This window comes from uncultured Granulicatella sp. (assembly GCF_963521425.1).
Lineage (GTDB): Bacteria > Bacillota > Bacilli > Lactobacillales > Aerococcaceae > Granulicatella.
The window spans coordinates 1-23,159 of the sequence record NZ_CAUQUN010000032.1 but is presented as its reverse complement, the minus strand read 5'-3'; the positions used below and the strand labels follow the sequence as shown (position 1 = coordinate 23,159).

The following is a 23,159-nucleotide window of genomic DNA, read 5'->3' as shown; positions in this document are numbered from 1 at the left end:
CTGAACCTCGTAAAGAGTTAAGCCCATATGCACCTAAGATTGAAATGATTTCTATTCACCCAGATAAAATTAAAGTAGTCATCGGTCGTGGTGGAGAAACAATCAATAGCATTATTGATGAAACTGGCGTTAAAATTGATATCGATCAAGAAGGTCATGTATCAATCGCTTCAACAGATGCAGCTATGATTCAACGTGCAAAAGAAATTATTGAAGATTTAACACGTGAAATCGAAGTTGGACAAGTGTATGAAGGAACTGTTCGCCGTATTGAAAAATTCGGAGCTTTTGTTGAAATTGCAAAAGGAAAAGATGGATTAGTTCACATCTCTGAATTAGCGCATGAACGTGTGGCAAAAGTAGAAGATGTATTAGCGATTGGAGATAAAGTAAAAGTAAAAGTTACTGAAATTGATGGACAAGGTCGTATCAACTTATCTCGCAAAGCATTAATCGAAAAAGAAGCTTAATCATTCATGAAATGAGGCTAGGAAAGAACCTAGTCTCATTTTTTATTTCCAAGAAAAAATATGAAATGTTAGTCAAAAAAACGTAAATATGGTATTCTAGAATAAGAATGTAAACAAGTTGGTAAGACAAAATACAACAAATAAATAAGATGAGGTGAACTATGAGTTCAATTAAAATAATAGCGCTAGGAGGCGTTCGAGAAAACGGCAAGAGTTTATATGCCGTTGAAGTAGATGAAGATATTTTCGTCTTAGATTGTGGATTGGTTTATCCAGAAGATGAATTATTAGGAATTGATGTCGTGATTCCAGATTTTACTTATTTAGAAGAAAACAAAGATCGGATTGCAGGAGTATTTTTAACCCATGGTCATGCGGATGCAGTAGGAGCTCTTCCTTATTTTCTAAAAAATATTCAAGCACCAGTTTTTGGGACAGAATTAACGATTGCTTTAGCAAAATATTATGTAGAGTCTTCTAAACAAGTAAAAGGGTTCGATGATTATCACGTTGTCACTGAAAATACAGAGATTGATTTCGAGTCTGTAACAGTGAAGTTTTTCAAAACGACTCATACGATTCCAGATTCAGTAGCGATTGTTTTGAAAACATCTGAAGGAAGTATTGTTTATACTGGAGACTTCAAGTTTGATCAAAGTGCTGCGGTTGGCTATCAAAGTAATTTTGGACGTATTACGGATATTGGTGAAGAATATGTTTTAGCCTTATTAAGTGATTCTAGTGATGCTGAAAGTTATGAGGAAAATGTTAGTGACCGTAAAATCGAAGCTAGTATTCTAGATACATTCAGAGATGCGACAGGTCGTATTATTGTAGCTTGTGTGGCAAGTAATATTTTACGTATTCAACAAGTCTTTAATGCAGCTCATGAATCAGGACGTAAGATTTTCTTAACAGGTGTGGAATTAGAAGAAATTGTTAATATTGCGTTGAAATTAAATAAATTAACGGTTCCTTCAGAAGATTTATTCGTAACAGCACGTGAATTAAAACGTTTGGCAGATGATGAAATCGTTGTGTTAGAAACAGGAAATGTAGGCGAACCAATTAAAGCTTTACAAAAAATGGCACAAGGTCGTCACCGCCAAGTGAATTTACATCAAGGAGATTTAGTCTATATTGCGACAACTCCTTCAACTGCAATGGAAACAGCTATTGCTCGTACGAAAGATATGATTTATCGTGCGGAAGCTGAAGTCGTTGAAATGGCAGATAATGCTAAAGCAAGTGGACATGCAACTCCAAATGATTTAAAACTAATGATGAATTTATTACAGCCAACATTCTTCATTCCAGTTCAAGGGGAATATCGTAGTTTATTAGCTCATGCTGAGTTAGCACACGAATTAGGAATTCCATATTCTAATATTTTCATTCCTGGTAAAGGGGATGTCATTGAAATTTCAAATGGAAGAATGACAGCTACTGGACAAGTTCCAGCTGGGAATGTTTTAGTAGATGGAATTGGTGTTGGAGATATCGGTAATATTGTACTAAAAGATCGTAAGATTTTATCAGAAGATGGAATCTTTATAGCAGTAGTAACGATTTCTAGGCGTTTAGGAAAAATTTTATCTGGACCACAAATTGTCTCTCGCGGATTTGTCTATATGAAGACAAGTGAAGAGTTATTACAAGAATCACAAAAAATTGTGACAGATATTGTGGAAGAAAACTTAGCAAGTGATAATTTTGAATGGCCACGTTTAAAACAAGAAGTACGTGATGGACTAAGTCGTTACTTGTTTGAACAAACAAAACGTCGCCCAGTAATTCTTCCAATTATTATGGAAGCATCTAATTATAAAAAAGATTAATTTCTATTGTTGAAAGGGGAACATTCATGGGTTCAAAAGCAGTTAAAATTATGTTAGAAGTTTTGTTGGCAATTGCTGTTGCTAGTGGACTTTCTTACATTCCAGCAATTGGAGGAAATGTATTGATTGACTTTGCCATTATTCCTTTAATTTTAGTATCACTAAGACATGGAGGAATTTGGGGAGCTATTGCAAGTATTTTATTTGGTCTTCTACATGTAGTATTACATCCAAGTGGAACAGGATATTTTGTTGTTCCATTCCATGATTCTGTAATGGCATATGGTTTTGTAGCTTTTGCTGGATTCTTTGCGAGAAATACAGTTCGTACAGCATTTAATGCTCGTATTTCTTCTACAGTTTTAAATGTAGTAACAGCTAGTATTATTGCAACATTTGTCAGCTATGGTCTCCATGTTATTGCTAGTGCAATTGGAGCACCAACATTATTTGCAACTGAAAAAGTTGCTTTAGCAAGTGGATTTTTAGGATTTTCAGTAAACTTTTTTGCTACATTAGTCGTAACACTAGTAGTATTAGTAACGTTGATTTATGTAAAACGTGATATTTATATTCCAAAAGGTACAAGATACTTATCTAGAAAAGAAAAATCTCACTTATTAAATGATTAAATGATGAATCGAGTTGGGAAACAGTTATTGTTTTCCCACTTTTTTTCTAAGCAAGAAGGGAGGAAGAAAAAATGGATTTATTAACAGCGATATTTTCAGGGTTAGTGTTTATCAATACGCTTGGAGCAATTATTACCGTATTTAGAGAACCGAGAGAGATTTCTGCTACATGGGCTTGGTTATTAGTCTTAGTCTTTTTCCCATTTTTAGGGTTTATTATTTATTTCTTTTTTGGAAGAAAAATTAGTAAAGATCGGATTTTTGATTTGAAATCTCAAGACACATTTCGAATTAGAAAACTAGCCGAAACTCAATTAGAGGAATTAGAACAAGATAATACTTTTTTTGAAGATTTATATTTAAAAGAATTAGCGGTTTTATTTTTAGAAAGTGATGAATCTGTCATTACAAAAGGAAATCAAGTTGAAATTATGACGTCTGGTCAGGAGAAATTTACACAGTTAAAAGAAGATTTGAGAAATGCTAAAGACCATATTCATATCGGCTATTATATTTTTAATGATGATGAATTAGGCCATGAATTATTAGAGATTTTAGTTGAAAAAGCGCAACAAGGAGTCGAAGTTTTAGTGCTATATGATGCATTAGGGTCTCGTTTTACAAAACAAAAATTTTGGAAGAAACTTCACGATGCGGGTGGTCGTTCAGAAGCCTTTTTCGGATATACATTTGGGATTATTAATTTGCGGATGAACTATCGTAATCACCGTAAAATTGTTGTCATTGATGGAAAAATTGGCTATGTGGGTGGCTTTAATATAGGGGACGAATATTTAGGAAAGGGAAAATTGGGCCACTGGAGAGATACCCATTTAAGAATTAGAGGGAATGCAGTATTATCTCTTCAAGCTCGTTTCTTTATTGATTGGAATGCGACAGTTTCAGAACGATATCAAAAAACATTTTCTGAGCGATATTTTCCTACTTTAGAATGTTTAGGAGACACAGCGATGCAAATCGTTTCAACAGGGCCAGATAATGATTATCAAAAAATTAAAATGGGATTTGTTAAAATGATTTATATGGCGAAAAAATCCATTGATATTCAAACGCCTTATTTTATTCCGGATGAAAGTGTAATTGAAGCTTTGCAAGTTGCGGCTCTTTCAGGGGTAAAAGTACGGATTATGGTTCCATGCAAACCGGATCACCCATTTGTATATCGTGCGACTGAATATTATTGTCGGAATTTATTAAAAGATGGCGTAGAAATTTATTTATATGAAGAAGGTTTTTTACATGCGAAAACAATGGTTGTAGATGGGGTTGCATCTACAGTTGGAACGTCTAATTTTGATATGCGAAGTTTCCGATTGAATTTTGAAATTAATGCATTTATTTATGATGAGGAAATTTCATGTAAGTTACAAGATATTTTTGAGAAAGATATTGAGAACTGTTTATTAGTAGATGAAGCGTATTTTAAAAAGCAATCTCGATGGAAAAAATTAAAACAAAAATTCTCCAGACTCCTTTCTCCGATATTATAATTTTTTATAATAAACTTTATTACTATAGCTAGCTGCAGTACACTTCATTTTATAATTTAGATTATTAAGAATAGAAATAAGACTTCCTATTGTAGTATGAGCACTAGAAGCCAATCGGCTTCTAGTGCAGGAAAATTTGAGACCTAGGCTCAAATTTTAGCCAAGAGACACCACAGGTGGCTACTGGCGTCCTAATACTACAATATCAGAAGTCTTTTTTCTATACCTGTATCGCTGAAACGACTTGTTCTAAGTTTAGAATCATAGTTAAGTCTTCGCTTAGAAAAACAAAATGATTGTTTGGTTGAATACAGCTTTTAATAACTCCTTTTTTAGTAAATTGTTGTAATTCACCTTTTGAATTGTATTGTTCAAATAAAAGAGTAATTTCTTTTTTGAAATAGTAACTGTTATGAATCGTTTCAACAACATCAATTAATGGCATAACAGGTGTAAATGGAGATGATTCAGTAGGGAATTGTAAACTCTTTAATAATGGTTGAATAAATGAATGAAATGGTTTTTTATATTGTTCCATAATAGAACCTCCCGAACAAATGTTTGTACTTGTATTATACGAACATTTGTTCTAAAATGCAAACATTATTTTTAAAAAATAAAAAATTTTTTTAAAAAAAGTAGTGTTTCTTCCTATTTAACTATACGGATAATAAAGGAAGCAGGCGTAGAATTAAAGTTTGATACATTTTATAAAGAAGGGTATAATAACAAAAGTAGGGATTTACAATCGAATTCAGACCTATGAGATGGGAGGTGTACTATGAGCCAAAAAATTGTAGAATCTGTTCAAGCTATTGAAAATCAAGCTCAAAAATTAAAAGAAGATTTTCAAAAGAAAATTGATGAAGCAAAAATCCAAGCGAATCAAAAGATTTCTGAATCTAAAAAGAATGTAGATATCGCTTTGTCGAATTATGAAAAAGAATTAGAGGATAAATATTCTCAAAAGAAATTGGATTTCCAAGAAGAATTAGCATCTCTTCAAAAAGAAGAAATTCAACAAATACAACAGGTATTTGAAGCCAATCGACAAGAATTGGTTCAGGAAACAATTAAGGAGGTGTTAAAACGATATGGCAATTGCTAAAATGAAAAAATTGATGTTTATTGCACCAAATCGTATTCAAGGCCAATTGATGGATGCGGTTCAAGAATTACAATCATTAGAATTCATTTCCTTAAGTCAAGGGCAATCCATGTTAGAAGAATCAAAACCTTCGAATCAAAAAAATCTTCAAGAGTTAGAAAGTAAAGTAGATCGATTACAAGAAGATATACGCTTTTTAGAAAAATATCTAAAACAACCTTCACTCATGAAAAAATTGAAAACTAAAAAAGAAACCTTTACGATTGAAGAACTTCAACAAACGGTTTCTAATTGGGATTATCAAAAGTTAATTGAGAGTGTTGAAAATTATCGAGTACAATTACAAAAATTTGAAGATAGAAATGCAGAGCTCGTTGAAACTGAAAATCTACTTAGAAAATGGGGAAATTTAGATTTCCATCCAAAGGAAATCTTTAAACAACCATTTACGAAGACAAAAATGGGGACGATTCCTCAAACAACGGATAATCGTTACTTAGAAAGTCTAAAAGAGAGTCAGTGGATTGTTATTCAGGAAGTGTATCATACAAGAGAAGAAGTTGGAGTATTTGCGACTTATTCAAGAAAACATCAACAAGAAGCTAAAGAAGAATTAGCAAAAGTGAATTTTAGTGTGACATGGTATCCATTTGACCATAGCCCTAAAGAAGAATTGCAATTGAATTTAGAACGTCAAAAGCAATTAAAAGAAGCAAAAAATTCATTAGTACAAGAAATGCAACAACAAGAGGATCTTGTTAGAAAATTAAAATTGTATTGTGAATATGTGTTTAATGAATGGCAAAAAGAAATTGCAAAAGAGCAATTGTATTCAGGAGAGCATTTATTCTGCTTACATGGTTATTTATGTGATGATGTTGTGGAACAAGCAAAACAACAAATCGAAGATTATGGAATTGCTTCTCAAGTGACAGTAGTAGAATTGGAAATTGATCCAGAAGAATATGAAGAAACTCCAACTGTTTTGAAAAATCATTCGCTCATTAAACCATTTGAAATGATGATTGAGATGTATGGTTTACCAAAATATGGAGAGGTGGATCCAACACCATTTACAGCGCCGTTTTATCTTGTGTTCTTTGGAATGATGTCTGCAGATATTGGATATGGACTTGTATTATGGTTAGCAACGTTCATTGGGTTAAAACTCTTTGTATTAGATAAAGGAATGAAACGTAATTTAATGTTCTTCCATTTATTAAGTTATCCAACAGTGGCTTGGGGAATTATCTTTGGTTCATTCTTTGGAGTGGATATGCCATTCCAACCATTATCGCTTTCAAAAGATTTAACGACGATTATGATTTTATCAATCATTTTTGGGGTTATTCAAATTATTGTAGGTCTATTTATAGGGGCTTATAGTAATTGGAAGAAAAAAGATTATGCTAATGCGTATACCACTCATATTGGATGGTTAGCGATTATTTTTGGCTTAATTTTATATTTAGTAGGTTCGATGATTTTAAATATACCGATTCTTGCAACTATTGGCTCATATGTAGCGATTCTTGCAGCGGTACTAATTGTTATCGTATCTATGTTGACAAGTTCGAATAAATTTGCGGGCTTGGCAACTGGTTTATATAACTTATATGGTATTAGTGGTTATGTGGGAGATGTTGTCAGCTATACTCGTTTGATGGCTTTAGCAGTATCAGGTGGTAGTATTGCAGCAGCATTTAACATGTTGGTGACTTTCTTACCACCAGTAGCAAGAGTTACAGTAGGAATTCTTCTGTTAATTGCGCTTCATGGACTAAATATTTTCTTAACATTTTTAGGAGCATATGTTCATGGATTAAGATTACAGTTTGTAGAATTCTTTGGTAAATTCTATGAAGGTGGCGGAAGAGCTTTAAAACCATTTAAAACGTATGAAAAATATATTGAAACAAAACAAAAATCAAATCAATAAGATGGAGGAAGATTTATTATGACAAACTGGTTAACATTTTTTACTGAAAATTCTGGAGGTTTTATTTTCGCAGCATTAGGAATGGGTGTAGCAAGTATTTTTTCAGGAATTGGTTCTGCAAAAGGTGTAGGGATTGCAGGGGAAGCTGCAGCATCGTTAATTAAAGAACAACCTGAAAAATTTGTTCAAGCGTTAATTTTACAATTATTACCTGGTACTCAAGGGATTTATGGATTCATCATTGCATTCTTCATTATGCAAAAAATGAGCGCAACAATGCCTTTAAGTTCTGGTTTATACTTATTAATGGCAGCTTTACCAATTGCATTCACAGGTTTATTATCTGGTATTGCTCAAGGTAAAGTAGCAGCTGCTGGTGTTCAAATTTTAGCGAAAAAACCAGAAGAATCTACTAAAGGGATTATCTTTGCAGCCATGGTTGAAACTTATGCAATCTTAGGATTATTGGCTTCATTCTTAATTATCAATCAATTAGGTTAGGAGTTGGAACGTTTGAAAGATTTAGAGCAACTAAAACAACAAGTATTAAAAGAAGTCGAAGAAGATTTCTCACATCAATTGGCTGTTGCTACTAAAGAAGAAGAAGAACGTACAAATGTCATGAATGCAACTTTAGCAGAACAAGAAGTGGCAAAGAAAACTCAATTAAAACAACGTGCAAAACAGCTTTGGGATAAAGAGAAACAATCTTTAGTCAATGCGAGTAAAAAAGAAATTTTACAAGAAAAAAGAAGATTACTCGATAGCGTGTTTGATGAAGTTTACTCCTTAATGTCTGGATGGAGTGGCGTAACATTAGTACAGTTTATTCAATCGGCAGTAGCTCAATTACCTAAACAAGAAAAAATCACATTAGTGTTAGGGGAAGCAACAGCAAGTCAATTATCACAAGAAGATATTCACCAATTAACGAATGTTTCTGAATTAGAAGTGTCACAAACGACTTTAAAACAAAAAGTTGGATTTGTTTTACAACAATCAGGAATTGAATACAACTATTTATTCGATGCACTATTAAAGGATTTAAAACAAGAATACTCACCAGAGTTAGCTAAAAAAGCTTTTGAAAGATAGGAGGGATTTCAATGAATGATTTAGCTTATTCAGGAATCAATACTACTGTTCGTATTTTAGAACAACAATTACTTTCAAAAGATATCATGAATAGTTTATTAGCTTCAAAAGAGTTACAACAAGCTTTAGAAGTGTTACAAAAAACGGCTTATGGTTTTCAAACGGATGAATTATTGCAAACGAAACAATTTGATGCAGTATTAATGAAGCATTTGAAAAATCAGTATGAGGAATTATATGAATTAATGCCTACACCTGAATTATTAGATATTTTTTCAATTCGTTATACGTATCATAATTTAAAAGTGTTATTAAAAGAAAAATTTGCAAAAAAAGATTTTTCACATTTATTAGTACCTATTGGTCGTTATTCATTAGCAACCTTAAAGCAACTAGTAGAAACGAGAGATTCTCAAGATGTTCCTAATGTAATGGTGAAAGCTGTTCGAGAAGCTTATGAAGATTTTGAAAATTTTGAGCGATTAGAAACTGCGGACGTTTTTATGGATACTTATTATTTTAAACATTTAAGAATGTTAGAACGTCAATTGCAAGATGATAAAGTGACAGAATTTGTCAATTTGATGATTGATTTAGAAAATATTGCTACTTTAATTCGAGCAAGTGCTCAAAAACAATCCAGAAGCTTTTTACAAACGGTATTATCGAATGAAGGAACGGTATCGAAAACGCAATTAATTGATACATTCCAAGAATTAGGTTGGGCATCATTATTACAATTATTTGATGGTGTTTCTTATAAAGAAGAATTGGAAAGTATTTTATCTCAAGAAAACATTTCTGTATTGAAATTAGAATTGTTGAAAGACGAATGTATTTATCGTTATTTAAAAGATGCGACATTCGATGCTTTTGGACCTTATCCATCTCTTGCCTATATTCATGCTAGCGAAATGGAAGTAAAAAATATTCGATTGATTTTAGTAGGAATCGATAATGGGTTTAGTGAAGAACAATTAAGAGAAAGGATGCGACCAGTTTATGGCTCATAAAATTGCAGTTGTTGGAGATAAAGACTCAGTCCTTCCTTTCAAGATTCTTGGTTTTGATGTATTTCCTGCTCATGAAAGTTTAGAAGCAAGAGAAACCATTGATCGTTTAGCCAGTGAAGAGTATGGAATTATTTATGTTACAGAAGCGATTGCCTCTGAAATTGCCGAAACCATTCGTCGTTATGATGCAGTTGTTTCTCCAGCAATTATTTTAATTCCAAATCATAAAGGTTCATTATCCATTGGAAAATCAAGAATTCAAGAAAATGTGGAAAAGGCTGTAGGTCAAAACATTTTATAATTCGTAAAATTTAGTTAAGAGGAGGTACTTCGGTGAAGAGCGGAAGAATCGTAAAAGTATCAGGACCATTAGTGACCGCTGAAGGTATGGAAGATGCAAATATTCAAGATATTTGTCATGTGGGTCACCTTGGACTGATTGGTGAAATTATTGAGATGCGTAAAGGCGTTGCCTCTATTCAAGTTTATGAAGAAACGTCTGGAATAGGACCAGGAGAACCAGTAACAACAACAGGAGAAGCACTTTCTGTTGAATTAGCTCCCGGAATCATCTCTCAAATGTTTGATGGAATTCAACGTCCATTGAATACATTTAAAGAAGTATCTAATAGTGACTTTTTAGTTCGTGGAACAGTAGTAGCCCCATTAGATCGTCAAAAAGAATGGGAGTTTCACGCAACAGTAGCAGTTGGACAAACTGTTGAAGCTGGAGACATTGTAGGTTATGTACAAGAAACAAAAGTTGTTCAACATAAAATTATGGTTCCTTATGGAGTAAAAGGAACAGTAACAAGTATTTCAAGTGGAACGTATCGTATCGAAGATACAGTTTATACAATTGAAACAGAAGAAGGAGAAAAATCTTTCAATCTAATTCAGCGTTGGCCTGTTCGTCAAGGACGTCCATTTAAAGTGAAGAAAAATACGGAAGTTCCAATGTTAACAGGACAACGTGTAATCGATACTTTCTTCCCTGTAACAAAAGGGGGAGCTGCAGCTGTACCTGGACCGTTCGGAGCTGGTAAAACAGTTGTTCAACACCAAATCGCAAAATGGTCTGACGTAGATATCGTAGTTTACGTAGGTTGCGGTGAACGTGGTAATGAGATGACAGACGTATTAAATGAGTTCCCAGAATTAATTGATCCAACAACTGGTGAATCAATTATGGAAAGAACAATTTTAATTGCGAACACATCGAACATGCCTGTAGCAGCTCGTGAAGCTTCGATTTATACAGGAATTACAATTGCAGAGTATTTCCGTGATATGGGATACAGTGTAGCTATTATGGCGGATTCAACTTCACGTTGGGCAGAAGCATTACGTGAAATGTCAGGACGTTTAGAAGAAATGCCTGGGGATGAAGGATATCCTGCTTACTTAGGTAGTCGTATTGCTGAATATTATGAACGTGCGGGACGTGTTGTTACTTTAGGTAGCGAAGGCCGTGAAGGTACCATTACTGCTATTGGTGCGGTATCACCTCCAGGGGGAGATACTTCAGAACCTGTTACTCAAAATACATTACGTGTTGCTAAAGTATTCTGGGGATTAGATGCAACATTGGCTCAAAAACGTCACTTCCCATCTATGAACTGGTTAACTTCGTATTCTCTATATAATCAAGAAGTTGGAAAATATATGGATGAACATATTCATGAAAATTGGTCATCAATGGTTCAACATGCGATGCAAACATTGCAAGAAGAAGCAAGTTTAGAAGAAATTGTACGTTTAGTTGGGTTAGAGTCATTATCTGAAAAAGACCGCTTAACAATGACAATTGCTAAATCCATTCGTGAAGACTACTTACAACAAAATGCGTTTGACGATGTGGATACATTTACTTCTCGTGAAAAACAATATCGTATGTTAGATTTAATTTTAACATTTGAAGAACAAGCAAGACATGCAATGAGCGTAGGAGCTTATTATGCAGAAATTATGGATGGTACAGAAGAAATTCGTGACCGTATTGCTCGTTCAAAATATATTCCAGAAAGTCAAATGGAACAATTTACAGCGATTAAAGAACAAATTCAAGAAGATGTTAAAGCAACTATTCAAAAAGGAGGAATGACAAATGCTTAAAGAATATCGTACGATTAGTGAAGTTGTCGGCCCTCTAATGATGGTTGAACAAGTAGAAGGCGTTAAATTTGATGAGTTAGTAGAAATCCAATTACAAAATGGAGAAACTCGTCATGGTCAAGTACTAGAAGTACATGAAGATAAAGCGATGGTACAAATTTTTGAAGGACCTAGCGGCATTAACATTCGTGACTCAAAAGTACGTTTTAAAGGAAAACCTTTATCCTTGAATGTATCAGAAGATATGGTTGGTCGTATTTTTGATGGAATGGGAAATGTGATTGATGGTGGTCCTGAATTATTACCGGAAGCATCTTTAGATGTAAATGGACAAGCGATTAACCCAGTTTCTCGTGACTATCCGGATGAATTTATTCAAACAGGAATTTCAGCAATCGACCATTTAAATACACTAGTTCGTGGACAAAAATTACCAGTATTCTCTGGTTCAGGTTTACCTCATAAAGAATTAGCGGCTCAAATTGCTCGTCAAGCTACTGTGTTAAATAGTGACGAAAAATTTGCGGTAGTATTTGCTGCGATGGGAATTACCTTTGACGAAGCAGAATACTTTATGGAAGACTTCCGTAAAACAGGAGCGATTGATCGTTCAGTTATGTTCATTAACTTAGCAAATGACCCAGCGATTGAAAGAATTGCGACTCCTAAAATTGCCTTAACAACAGCTGAATATTTAGCGTATGAAAAAGACATGCACGTGTTAGTGATCATGACAGATATGACAAACTACTGTGAAGCATTGCGTGAAATTTCTGCAGCTCGTCGTGAGGTTCCAGGTCGTCGTGGATATCCAGGTTACTTATATACAAACTTATCGACATTATATGAACGTGCGGGACGTTTAGTAGGACGTAAAGGGTCTGTAACTCAAATTCCAATTTTATCAATGCCTGAAGATGATATTACACACCCAATTCCAGACTTAACAGGTTATATTACTGAAGGTCAAATTATTTTGGATCGTGCATTAGATAAACAAGGGATTCAACCTCCAATCAATGTATTGCCATCTCTTTCTCGTTTGAAAGATAAAGGTTCAGGTGAAGGAAAAACTCGTAAAGACCATGCTTCAACGATGAACCAATTATTTGCTGCCTATGCAACAGGAAAACAAGCAAAAGAATTAGCAGTCGTTTTAGGGGAATCTGCTTTATCAAAAACAGATAAATTATATGTTGAATTTACAGATCGATTCGAAAAAGAATACATCAGCCAAGGATTCCAAACGAATCGTACTATTCAAGAAACATTAGATTTAGGTTGGGAATTACTATCAATTTTACCTCGTACGGAATTAAAACGTATCAAGGATGAAATGCTTGATGAATTTTTACCTAAAGGGGAGTGATTCCTAAATGGTGAGATTAAATGTAAAACCAACAAGAATGGAATTGTCGAAATTAAAACAGCGATTAACCGTTTCTGTTCGTGGTCATAAATTATTAAAAGATAAGCAAGATGAATTAATGAGACAATTCATTGAGTTAATTCGTAAAAATAATGAATTACGTGATCAAGTTGAAAAACGTTTAACAGCAGGAATGAAAAGTTTTGTGTTAGCCAAAGCAACGCTAGAAGAAGCTTTTATTGAAGAACTAGTAGCAATTCCGCCACAAAGTGTCACATTGAATTTACAAGAAAAAAATATTATGAGTGTTTCTGTTCCAGAAATGAATTTTACCGTAGTAGAACAAAATCAAGAGAGTGACTTTAAATATGGTTATTTAAACTCCAATAGTGAAATTGATCATTCAATTGAAGAAATTTCTGCTGTGTTACCAGATTTATTATCATTAACAGAAATTGAAAAAACTTGTCAGCTATTAGCTGATGAGATTGAAAAGACACGTCGAAGAGTAAACGCCTTAGAATATCGTATGATTCCTCAATTAGAAGAAACGATTTACTATATTGAAATGAAGTTAGAAGAACAAGAACGTGCAAGTATTACTCGTATTATGAAAGTAAAAGATATGGGTCAAAAATCATAATGAAGAAACAAAAAAACGAGCATCTTGAAAGGGAGATGCTCGTTTTTTATCGGATTATTTTTCCGGTTTGTTCAAGAAAAAATACAGCAAATAATGAGGAGAAGATTATAATTTGTTGAGGGAGTGATATTTTTTCTACTTTAGCTTGTTGTTCGACTAAAGTTTATGATAAGATAGTAAAAAGCTGTAAAAAGAATGGAGTTTTGAGACGATTATGACAAAAAGAGGATTGTTAATCGTTTTATCTGGACCATCAGGCGTTGGGAAAGGAACCGTTAGAGCTGCGATTTTTGCAAAGGGTGAACAAAAATTTGTTTATTCAATTTCAGCAACAACTCGCTTACCACGTACAGGTGAAACAGATGGAGTCGATTATTTCTTCAAGACAAGAGAAGAATTTGAACAAATGATTCAAAATAAACAATTATTGGAATATGCTGAATATGTAGGAAATTATTATGGCACTCCATTGGAATATGTAGAAAATACATTAGCAAAAGGGAAAGATGTATTTTTAGAAATTGATGTACAAGGTGCTATTCAAGTTCGTGAATTAATGCCAGAGGGAGTGTTTATTTTCTTAACGCCACCTGATTTAAATGAATTAGAAAGTCGTATTGTTAATAGAGGAACAGATTCTGATGAAGTAATTGCGAAACGTATGAAAACAGCTCGTGAAGAATTAGAGTTGATGAAGTATTATGATTATTCTGTCGTGAACGATACAGTGGATAGTGCGGTTCAAAAAATCGAAGCAATTATTCAAACGGAGCACTTGCGAATCGTTAGAAATTTAGATACTATAGAAGAGTTAGAAGAAATATTGGAAGAAGAGTAGAAAGAGGTAATCTATTATGATGTTATATCCTTCAATTGATAAATTATTGAACAAAATTGATTCAAAATATTCTTTAGTAATTTTATCAAGTAAAAGAGCTCATGAATTACACCATCATGAACCACAAAAATTAGAAGAGTACCAATCAGATAAAAATGTTGGTCGTGCGTTAGAAGAAGTTATCGCTGGTGAGTTAGGAATTCGTGAAGATAGTATTCCTGAAGAAGTTTAATCATAAAGAAGCCTTGAAGTGGAGAAATCCCTTCAAGGTTTTTATTTTATAAATAAAATTTAAGACTGAATAAATGGTTTTCTATTTTTTGGAAAAGATGATACACTATTCTTATGATGTAAATTGGGGTAAGTATACCTCTAAAGCGAGGTGAAATCATGTTTGCACAAGTAATTGTAGATGTTCCAGTAAAACAAGTGAATCGACCATTTGAATATAGAATTCCTGCAATCTTCGAAGGAGAAATCGAAGTGGGAATGAGGGTAGTTGTACCATTTGCTGGAAGAAGTGTGCAAGGCTTTGTTGTTTCAATTCGTCCAACATCTGATTTTGAAGGAGAATTAAAAGAAATAGAACGATTAATGGATCTTGAACCTGTTCTTTCTAAAGAAATGATTAAATTAGGAGAATATATGTCCAATCATTTATTCGCTTTTTTAATTCACTGTTATCAAACAATGTTGCCAGCGATGTTAAAAACAACGACAAGTAAGTTATTTGTATTAGAAAATCCCCAAGTACAAGAAGAAATTTTCCAAAGAATTTTTAATGGGCAATTAGAAATAGAAGTAACTGATGAAATGCCAAAGGAAGTTTTGTCAGAGTTACTACGTTTAAAACAAAAAGGAATTGTCCAAACGAAAACTTTAGTAGAAGACCGAAAACAAATTAAAACAGAAGATTGGATTGTATTATCGTATTTACCTGAAGAATATTTGGAAATAATGAAGCAAGTGCCGAAAAATGCGGCAAAACAATTAAGATTTTTGGAAGGTTTATCTAGTTTAGAGAATACAGAAATTGCGAAAGCTGAATTTATGACTTGCTTTAATGTTGTGCAAGCAGATGTGAAAAAAGCTGTTGAAAAAGGTTGGATTCTGTTAGAAAAAAGAGCAGTAGATAGAGATCCTTATGCTGGGAGAAAAATTGTTCATTCTAAACCATTTGAACTAAATGACGAGCAAAAACAAGTCTTTCAACAAGTGTTAGAAGAAGAAAAGGATGATACTTCCTATGTTTATTTATTACAAGGCGTGACAGGGTCAGGAAAGACGGAAGTATATCTTCAATGGATTGGAGAAGCTATTCAAAAAGGAAAAAGCGCTATGATGCTTGTTCCAGAAATTTCATTAACTCCTCAAATGGTTCAGCGTTTTAAAGAACGATTTGGAAATAGGGTAGCTGTTTTACATAGTGGGTTGAATCCTGGAGAAAAACATGATGAATGGCAAAAAATAAAAGAAGGTCGAGCAGACATTGTTGTTGGAGCAAGATCTTCGGTATTTGCTCCATTAAAAAATATCGGCATTATTATTTTAGATGAAGAACATGAGAGCACTTATAAGCAGGATGATACTCCGCGTTATCATGCGAGAGATATTGCGATTTGGAGAGGAAAATATCATCATTGTCCTGTTGTACTTGGAAGTGCAACTCCAAGTTTAGAATCTCGAGCAAGAGCGGAAAAAGGAGTTTATCGTTTATTACGTTTAACAAAGCGTGCGAAACATCAACCATTGCCTCAAGTTCATGTGCTAGATATGAAACAAGAATTTCTAGCACAAAAAGGAAGTTTCTCCAAACGATTATTACAAGCTTTAGAAGACCGATTAGAAAAAGGAGAGCAAAGTGTGTTGCTCTTAAATCGAAGAGGATATTCATCCTTTATTATGTGTCGAGATTGTGGCTATGTATTGGAATGCCCAAATTGCGATATTTCCTTGACGCTTCATATGGATACAAAAGTGATGAAATGCCATTATTGTGGGCATGAAGAAGCTATTCCAAATCATTGTCCGAAATGTCATAGTCGACAAATTCGTTATTTTGGGACGGGAACTCAAAAGCTTCAAGAAGAATTAGAGCAATTATTGCCAACTGCTCGAATTATTCGAATGGATGTCGATACAACTCGTAAAAAGGGACAACATGAAGCATTGTTAAAACAATTTGAAGAACAAAGAGCAGATATTTTAATTGGAACTCAAATGATTGCAAAAGGCTTAGATTTTCCAAATGTTACTTTAGTAGGAGTAGTCAATGCAGATACAGCTTTAAATATTCCGGATTTTAGAGCGGCAGAAAAAACTTTCCAATTATTAACGCAAGTAGCAGGAAGAGCTGGTAGAGGAGATAAGGCTGGAGAAGTATTTATTCAAACATATAACCCAGATCATTATGCGATTCAATTAGCACAAAATCACTATTACGAGGCTTTCTTTGCTCAAGAAATGAAAATGAGACATCTCGCTCATTATCCGCCTTATTATTTTACAGTAATGATTACAGTTTCTAGTGAACAAGAATATGCTGCACAAAAACAGGCGTATGACATTAAAAAGGTATTGGAAGGTAAACTATCTTCTCAATCTGTTTTATTAGGACCTAGTGCGAAATCAATTGCTAGAATGAATAATCGTTATTATTATCAATTAATTATTAAATATAAAAAAGATCCAGTGTTAGATATTTTATTACATGAGGTCTTAGTCAATACTCAATCAACATCGCAGTCAAAAGTAGCGGTATCCATCGATGTAGAACCTCAATATTTTTTATAAAGATAGGAAGTGGAATTTTGAAAAAAATCATTTTTATGGGAACACCCGAATTTTCAACAAAAGTATTAGATGCTTTAGTTAGTTCAGAAGAATATGAAGTGATTGCGGTTGTGACTCAACCAGATAGACCAGTCGGTCGTAAAAAAGTAATTACTCCATCACCCGTGAAAAAATATGCATTAGAACAAAATATTGCTGTATATCAACCAGAAAAATTAACGGGTTCAGAAGAATTAGAACAATTAATGACATTAGATGCAGATTTAATTGTAACAGCTGCTTATGGTCAGTTTTTACCAAAGAAATTTTTAGAATTTCCAAAACAAGGTGCTGTCAATGTTCATGCATCCTTATTACCAAAATATCGCGGGGGTGCACCGATTCATTACGCTATTATGAATGGGGATTCTCATACAGGTGTAACGATTATGAGAATGGTTAGCAAAATGGATGCGGGAAATATTTTATCACAACGCTCGATTCCAATTGAACAAATTGATGATGTAGCTTCTATGTTTGAAAAATTAAGTGTGGTAGGTGCAGAATTATTATTAGACACATTACCGAAAATTTTTGATGGAACGATTACTGAAATTGTACAAGATGAAGCGTTCGTAACGTATTCTCCAAATATTACACGAGAACAAGAACAAATTGATTGGACAAAAGAAGCAAAAATGGTAGATTGCTTTATCCGTGGTTTACGTCCTTGGCCAACTTCATTTACTGTATTAAATGGTGAAAGAGTGAAAATTTGGCAAGTGAAGGTAGTTGATCAAACAACTGCTGAACAACCAGGAACATTATTTAAAGAAAATCATCATTTGTATGTAGCATGTGGGAATCAAACCGTATTAGAAATTGTTGAATTACAACCTGCAGGAAAAGCTAAAATGAGTTCAGATGCCTTTATGAATGGTTTTGCTTCTGTTATTGAAGAGAAAGCTTGCTTTGAAGGGGTAAATCATGGATAAGGTCAGAAATGCAGTTGTAGATTTATTAGTTCAAGTGGAACAAGATCAATCTTATTCAACGATTAGTTTGAAAAAGGTAATTGAGCAACAAAAATGGACTGCAAAAGATAAAGGTCTGTTAACCGAATTGTTTTATGGAACGATTCAGCGAAAAATGACGATTGATTTTTATTTAGCCCCTTATATTCAAAAAGCAAAGAAAATTCAACCATGGGTGAAACAATTGCTAAGAATTTCCATTTACCAAATGGTATTTTTAGATAAAATTCCAGATCATGCAGCGATTTTTGAAGCAGTACAAATTGCAAAAAAACGTGGTCATCAAGGCATTGCTAAATTTGTCAATGGCGTACTTAGAAATTTCCAAAGAAATGATTTAAGAAGTTTTGAGGAAATAAAAGATGCAGACGAAAGAATGAGTGTACAGTATAGTATTCCAAAATGGATGTACCAATTATTTAAACAACAGTATGGAGTAGAACAAGCACAACAAATTTCTGAGTCTATTTTAACAGCGCCAAGTGTCAGTGTTCGTATTCAACCGAATCATTTGAATCAAGAGCAAGTAAAACAACTTCTATTAGAAGAAGGAGTTCAAACTAGAGAAAGTACCTTGTCGAATAGATGTTTAATTGTGGAAGAGGGAAATGTATTCCTCTCAAAAGCTTTTGAAAAAGGAATTGTTACGATTCAAGATGAAGCATCTTCATTAGTAGCACAAGTTGCTAATTTACAACCAACAAATAAAGTGCTTGATACATGTGCAGCACCTGGTGGAAAGACAACTCATATTGCAAGTTATTTAGAACCATCAAAAGGTGGACGTGTAGACGCTTTAGATTTATATGAACATAAACTAAAAAAAATACAAGAAAATGCCAAAAGGTTACAAGTGGATGATTGTATTTCAATGAGAGTATTAGATGCGCGTAATGTACAAGAAGCTTATTCAGCTGAAAGTTTTGATGCAGTATTTGTGGATGCTCCTTGTTCGGGATTAGGTTTAGTTCGTCGTAAACCGGATATAAAATATACAAAAAGTTTAAAAGATTTAAAGAGTTTAGAAAAAATTCAACTTGAGATTTTATTATCTGCTTCAAAAATGGTAAAATCAAAGGGAAGCCTAGTATATTCTACGTGTACGATTAATAAGGCAGAAAATAGAGAGCTGGTCAATCGATTTTTAGAAGGGAACCCGGCATTTGAAATTGAACCGATTGGAAATTGGATTAATAAAGATACAGAAGATATTACAATATTACCAAATGACTTTAATAGTGATGGGTTTTATATTTGTAAATTAGTGAAAAAATCTTAAACATTAAGGAGGGATTGTATGAAATTTGCTATAAAAAGTGATGTTGGTCAACGAAGAAAAGTAAACGAAGATGCTGCTGGCTACTTTGAAAGCAAAAATAACATCCCGCTTATGATGGTTTGCGATGGAATTGGTGGACATAATGCAGGGGACGTAGCGAGTTCAATGGCGCTAATGGCGATTGGACAAGCATGGGAAAAGACTCATTTTGGTGATGTGGAAGAAGCATATCAATGGCTCATTAAAAAAATTGAAGAATCTAACGATGATATTCTTTCACGTTCCACTCAATATGCTGATTTATACGGAATGGGGACAACTTTAGTAGCCGCATGTGTCATTGGAAATCAATTAATGATTGCTAATGTTGGAGATAGTCGAGCTTATGTTTTAAGAAACTTCCAATTAAAGCAATTAACAGAAGATCAAAGTTTAGTCAATGCATTATTGAAATCAGGGGAAATCACTCCTGAAGAAGCAGAACATCATCCAAATAAAAATATCGTGACACAGTCACTAGGAGTAACTTCGGCTGTCGAAATTGATTTTGTCAGAATGACTGTGAAAGAAGAAGATATATTATTATTATGTAGTGATGGACTCAGCGATATGTTGTCATTAGAAGAAATAAGAAATGTTTTAAATCATTATTCAGATTTGGAACAACAAGTAGAAAAAGCTGTTCAAGCAGCTAATGAGTCAGGCGGTCGTGATAATATTACAGTTGCGATTGCAAAAATTCACCTTAGAGAGGAGGAAGCCTAATGCTAGAAGCTGGTAGAACATTAAATGGACGTTATAAAATTCAATCTTTAATTGGAACTGGCGGAATGGCTGCGGTTTACCTTGCAAAGGATTTAATTTTAGATCGATTAGTTGCCATTAAAGTATTACGATTAGATTTTCGTCAAAATGATGATGCGATGAGAAGATTCAGAAGAGAAGCTTTGTCAGCGACTCAATTAACTCACCCAAATATTGTAGGTGTATATGATGTTGGACAATCACAAGAAATGAATTACATTGTGATGGAATATGTTGAAGGAACCGATTTAAAAGATTATGTGAGACAAAAAGGTGCACTACATCCTATTGAAGCTGTTCGTATTATGATGCAAATTGTATCAGCGATTGCAGCTGCGCATCAAAATCGCATTATTCACCGTGATATTAAACCACAAAATATTTTAATTGATAAAGAAGGAAATGTTAAAATAACAGATTTTGGAATTGCAGTTGCCTTATCAGATACTTCATTAACTCAAACGAATACATTGCTAGGTTCGGTGCATTACTTATCACCAGAACAAGCAAGAGGTGGTATGGCGACCATTCAAACAGATATTTATGCATTAGGTATTGTGTTATATGAACTATTAACAGGAAAAGTACCTTTTGATGGAGAGTCCGCAGTTTCTATTGCGCTAAAACATTTCCAAGAACCATTACCAACAATTGTAAATCCGATTGCAATGGTTCCACAGAGCTTGGAAAATATTGTATTAAAAGCTACTGCAAAAGATCCAATGCATCGCTATAGAAGTTGTTATGAAATGTTTCAAGATTTGAAAACTTGTTTAGACTCTACAAGACTATATGAAAAGAAATTTGTTCCAGCAAGTTTTTCAGGAGAAACAAAAGTACTAACACCAATTCATACACAAAAAGTTAAACCAATTCAAACGAGTAAAGAAATACCAGTTGTAGAAATGGAAGAAGAGAAACCAGTTAAAAAGAGACGTAAATGGCCTTGGATCATTTTACTTTTATTAGTTTCAATAGTAGGAATTATGGCTTTTGTATTTTTACAATCTAGTCCAAAAGAAGTTCAAGTGCCAGATGTAACGAATTTAACAGAAGCAGCCGCTAAAACAAAATTAGCAGATGCAAAATTAAATGTTACAGATGTCATTCCGGTAAAATCAGATGAAATTGAAAGTGGAAAAGTCATCGAAACGAATCCAAAAGCTGGTAGTACGGTAAAAGAAAAATCAAAAATTACGATTAAAGTAAGTTCAGGAAAAGAAGCTATTATAATGAAAGACTATCGTAATAAAAAATATGAAGCTGCAAGAGATGAATTAAAAAAACTAGGATTTACAGTAGAAAAACAAGAAGAAAATTCTGATAGCGTGGAATCTGGTAAAGTAATCTCTCAAAGTATTGCTCCAAACCAAAAAGTAGAAGGAAAAGATCCTGTAATTACATTAGTAGTTAGTAAAGGAGAAAGTTCTATAAAAATGGCAAACCTAACAGGTTATACAAGAGCAGGAGCTATTGAATATGCAAATTCAAATAATTTAACATTAACAATTACTGAAGAAGAAAACGAAGCAACCATAGATACAGTGATTAGACAATCAATACGAGAGGGCGCAGAAGTGAAAAAAGGAACTGCACTCACAATTGTATTATCAAAAGGTAAAAAGGAACATACAGTAACTAAACAAATAGTAGTTCCTTATCAAAAAAATACTCAAAATAACGGGCAAAAAACAGTTAATAAAATTTCAATATATATTGAAGATGCAAAACATCAGATTTCTAACGAGTATAAAACATTAGAAATTACAGAAGACACTACATTGAATTTAACATTTAAATTAAGTAACTCTCAACCAATAGGTAAATATAAAATTGTTAGTGATGGAAAAGAAATTTCATCAGGAAATGTACAATAAGAAAGAAAGACTGTAGCAAAAAACTACAGTCTTTTTTATTGAGTTAGAAAATATAAAAAAAGTTCTAAAAAAGACTTGAAAAGAATAAAAAGCTATGGTAAATTATAAGCACTGTTAACGAACGTTCGCATTTAAAGCGATTACGAAAAAAGAAATTTAAAATAAATTTTAAAAAGTTGTTGACAGAGAAAAATGCCTATGTTAGTATATAGGAGTTGTCGCGATAAGCGGCGTTGACCTTTGAAAACTAAACAAAGAAGACAAACCAAATGTGTAGGGACTTCACGAAAGTGAAGAAACAACAATTTCTTTTCTCTAAGGAGAAAAACAATAAGTCAGTAATTAAATGAGCTTTCAAAAGCTTATGAATGAATTTTCATGAGAGTTTGATCCTGGCTCAGGACGAACGCTGGCGGCGTGCCTAATACATGCAAGTCGAACGAGAGCGACCGGTGCTTGCACTGGTCAATCTAGTGGCGAACGGGTGAGTAACACGTGGGTAACCTGCCCATCAGAGGGGGATAACATTCGGAAACGGATGCTAAAACCGCATAGGTTCTTGAGCTGCATGGCTCGAGAAGGAAAAGAGGCTTCGGCTTCTGCTGATGGATGGACCCGCGGTGCATTAGCTAGTTGGTGAGGTAACGGCTCACCAAGGCCGTGATGCATAGCCGACCTGAGAGGGTGATCGGCCACATTGGGACTGAGACACGGCCCAAACTCCTACGGGAGGCAGCAGTAGGGAATCTTCCGCAATGGACGCAAGTCTGACGGAGCAACGCCGCGTGAGTGAAGAAGGTCTTCGGATCGTAAAGCTCTGTT

General features: G+C 33.8%; 21 protein-coding genes and 1 rRNA gene. 21 read left to right on the top strand and 1 reads right to left on the bottom strand.

The window, feature by feature from the left end:
* The 4 genes from RWO76_RS07920 to cls form a co-directional block, all read left to right on the top strand.
* A partial coding sequence (locus RWO76_RS07920; RefSeq protein WP_314355104.1) for a S1 RNA-binding domain-containing protein occupies positions 1–470 on the top strand: 470 nt, incomplete at its 5' end.
* 161 nt (positions 471–631) lie between these two features.
* A complete protein-coding gene (locus RWO76_RS07915) occupies positions 632–2,308 on the top strand; it encodes a ribonuclease J (RefSeq protein WP_314355102.1) in 1,677 nt (558 codons plus the stop codon).
* 26 nt (positions 2,309–2,334) lie between these two features.
* Positions 2,335–2,940: an energy-coupled thiamine transporter ThiT gene (locus RWO76_RS07910; protein WP_314355101.1), complete on the top strand. Its 606-nt coding sequence runs from the start codon at positions 2,335–2,337 to the stop codon at positions 2,938–2,940.
* Positions 2,941–3,011: 71 nt separating this feature from the next.
* Entirely contained in the window at positions 3,012–4,451 is a 1,440-nt protein-coding gene (cls, locus tag RWO76_RS07905; protein ID WP_314355100.1) for a cardiolipin synthase, read from the top strand.
* 220 nt (positions 4,452–4,671) lie between these two features.
* Here the strand turns inward: cls and RWO76_RS07900 are convergent, their stop codons facing one another.
* On the bottom strand, positions 4,672–4,989 hold the full coding sequence (locus tag RWO76_RS07900; protein WP_314355099.1) for a hypothetical protein: 318 nt from the start codon (positions 4,987–4,989) through the stop codon (positions 4,672–4,674).
* Between the two features lie 243 nt (positions 4,990–5,232).
* Between RWO76_RS07900 and RWO76_RS07895 the strand changes: the two genes are divergently transcribed.
* From RWO76_RS07895 to RWO76_RS07815, 17 genes are all read left to right on the top strand, one after another.
* Positions 5,233–5,559, top strand: a complete 327-nt coding sequence (locus tag RWO76_RS07895; RefSeq protein ID WP_314355098.1) for a hypothetical protein — start codon at positions 5,233–5,235, stop codon at positions 5,557–5,559.
* Positions 5,546–7,498 (top strand): V-type ATP synthase subunit I, encoded by a 1,953-nt coding sequence (locus RWO76_RS07890; RefSeq protein ID WP_314355097.1) that lies wholly within the window; start codon positions 5,546–5,548, stop codon positions 7,496–7,498. Before RWO76_RS07895 ends, RWO76_RS07890 begins: the two co-directional genes overlap by 14 nt.
* Before the next feature lie 18 nt (positions 7,499–7,516).
* Complete coding sequence (locus tag RWO76_RS07885; protein ID WP_006703582.1) at positions 7,517–7,999, top strand: V-type ATP synthase subunit K; 483 nt, start codon at positions 7,517–7,519, stop codon at positions 7,997–7,999.
* 12 nt (positions 8,000–8,011) lie between these two features.
* Entirely contained in the window at positions 8,012–8,593 is a 582-nt protein-coding gene (locus RWO76_RS07880; RefSeq protein WP_314355096.1) for a hypothetical protein, read from the top strand.
* 11 nt (positions 8,594–8,604) lie between these two features.
* Positions 8,605–9,606, top strand: coding sequence for a V-type ATPase subunit (locus RWO76_RS07875; protein WP_314355095.1), 1,002 nt, complete (start codon positions 8,605–8,607; stop codon positions 9,604–9,606).
* Positions 9,596–9,907, top strand: coding sequence for a V-type ATP synthase subunit F (locus RWO76_RS07870; RefSeq protein WP_006703585.1), 312 nt, complete (start codon positions 9,596–9,598; stop codon positions 9,905–9,907). Before RWO76_RS07875 ends, RWO76_RS07870 begins: the two co-directional genes overlap by 11 nt.
* A gap of 32 nt (positions 9,908–9,939) precedes the next feature.
* Positions 9,940–11,721: a V-type ATP synthase subunit A gene (locus RWO76_RS07865; RefSeq protein ID WP_314355094.1), complete on the top strand. Its 1,782-nt coding sequence runs from the start codon at positions 9,940–9,942 to the stop codon at positions 11,719–11,721.
* Positions 11,714–13,090, top strand: coding sequence for a V-type ATP synthase subunit B (locus RWO76_RS07860; RefSeq protein ID WP_006703587.1), 1,377 nt, complete (start codon positions 11,714–11,716; stop codon positions 13,088–13,090). Before RWO76_RS07865 ends, RWO76_RS07860 begins: the two co-directional genes overlap by 8 nt.
* A gap of 7 nt (positions 13,091–13,097) precedes the next feature.
* Positions 13,098–13,733, top strand: coding sequence for a V-type ATP synthase subunit D (locus tag RWO76_RS07855; protein ID WP_006703588.1), 636 nt, complete (start codon positions 13,098–13,100; stop codon positions 13,731–13,733).
* Between the two features lie 214 nt (positions 13,734–13,947).
* Complete coding sequence (gene gmk, locus RWO76_RS07850; protein ID WP_314355093.1) at positions 13,948–14,571, top strand: guanylate kinase; 624 nt, start codon at positions 13,948–13,950, stop codon at positions 14,569–14,571.
* A 16-nt stretch (positions 14,572–14,587) separates the two neighbouring features.
* Positions 14,588–14,803 carry a DNA-directed RNA polymerase subunit omega gene (gene rpoZ / locus RWO76_RS07845; protein WP_314355092.1) on the top strand — a complete coding sequence of 72 codons (216 nt, stop codon included), beginning with the start codon at positions 14,588–14,590 and terminating at the stop codon, positions 14,801–14,803.
* A 158-nt stretch (positions 14,804–14,961) separates the two neighbouring features.
* Positions 14,962–17,364, top strand: coding sequence for a primosomal protein N' (priA, locus tag RWO76_RS07840; RefSeq protein WP_314355091.1), 2,403 nt, complete (start codon positions 14,962–14,964; stop codon positions 17,362–17,364).
* A 17-nt stretch (positions 17,365–17,381) separates the two neighbouring features.
* Entirely contained in the window at positions 17,382–18,338 is a 957-nt protein-coding gene (gene fmt, locus RWO76_RS07835) for a methionyl-tRNA formyltransferase (protein WP_314355090.1), read from the top strand.
* The gene (gene rsmB / locus RWO76_RS07830) at positions 18,331–19,656 is read left to right on the top strand and encodes a 16S rRNA (cytosine(967)-C(5))-methyltransferase RsmB (protein ID WP_314355089.1); all 1,326 of its coding nucleotides are present in this window, start codon (positions 18,331–18,333) and stop codon (positions 19,654–19,656) included. Before fmt ends, rsmB begins: the two co-directional genes overlap by 8 nt.
* An 18-nt stretch (positions 19,657–19,674) precedes the next feature.
* Entirely contained in the window at positions 19,675–20,421 is a 747-nt protein-coding gene (locus tag RWO76_RS07825; RefSeq protein ID WP_314355088.1) for a Stp1/IreP family PP2C-type Ser/Thr phosphatase, read from the top strand.
* Positions 20,421–22,337 (top strand): Stk1 family PASTA domain-containing Ser/Thr kinase, encoded by a 1,917-nt coding sequence (gene pknB, locus RWO76_RS07820; protein ID WP_314355087.1) that lies wholly within the window; start codon positions 20,421–20,423, stop codon positions 22,335–22,337. The genes RWO76_RS07825 and pknB overlap by 1 nt, the downstream gene beginning before the upstream one ends.
* 374 nt (positions 22,338–22,711) lie before the next feature.
* Positions 22,712–23,159 (top strand): 16S ribosomal RNA (locus RWO76_RS07815); the annotation flags it as partial.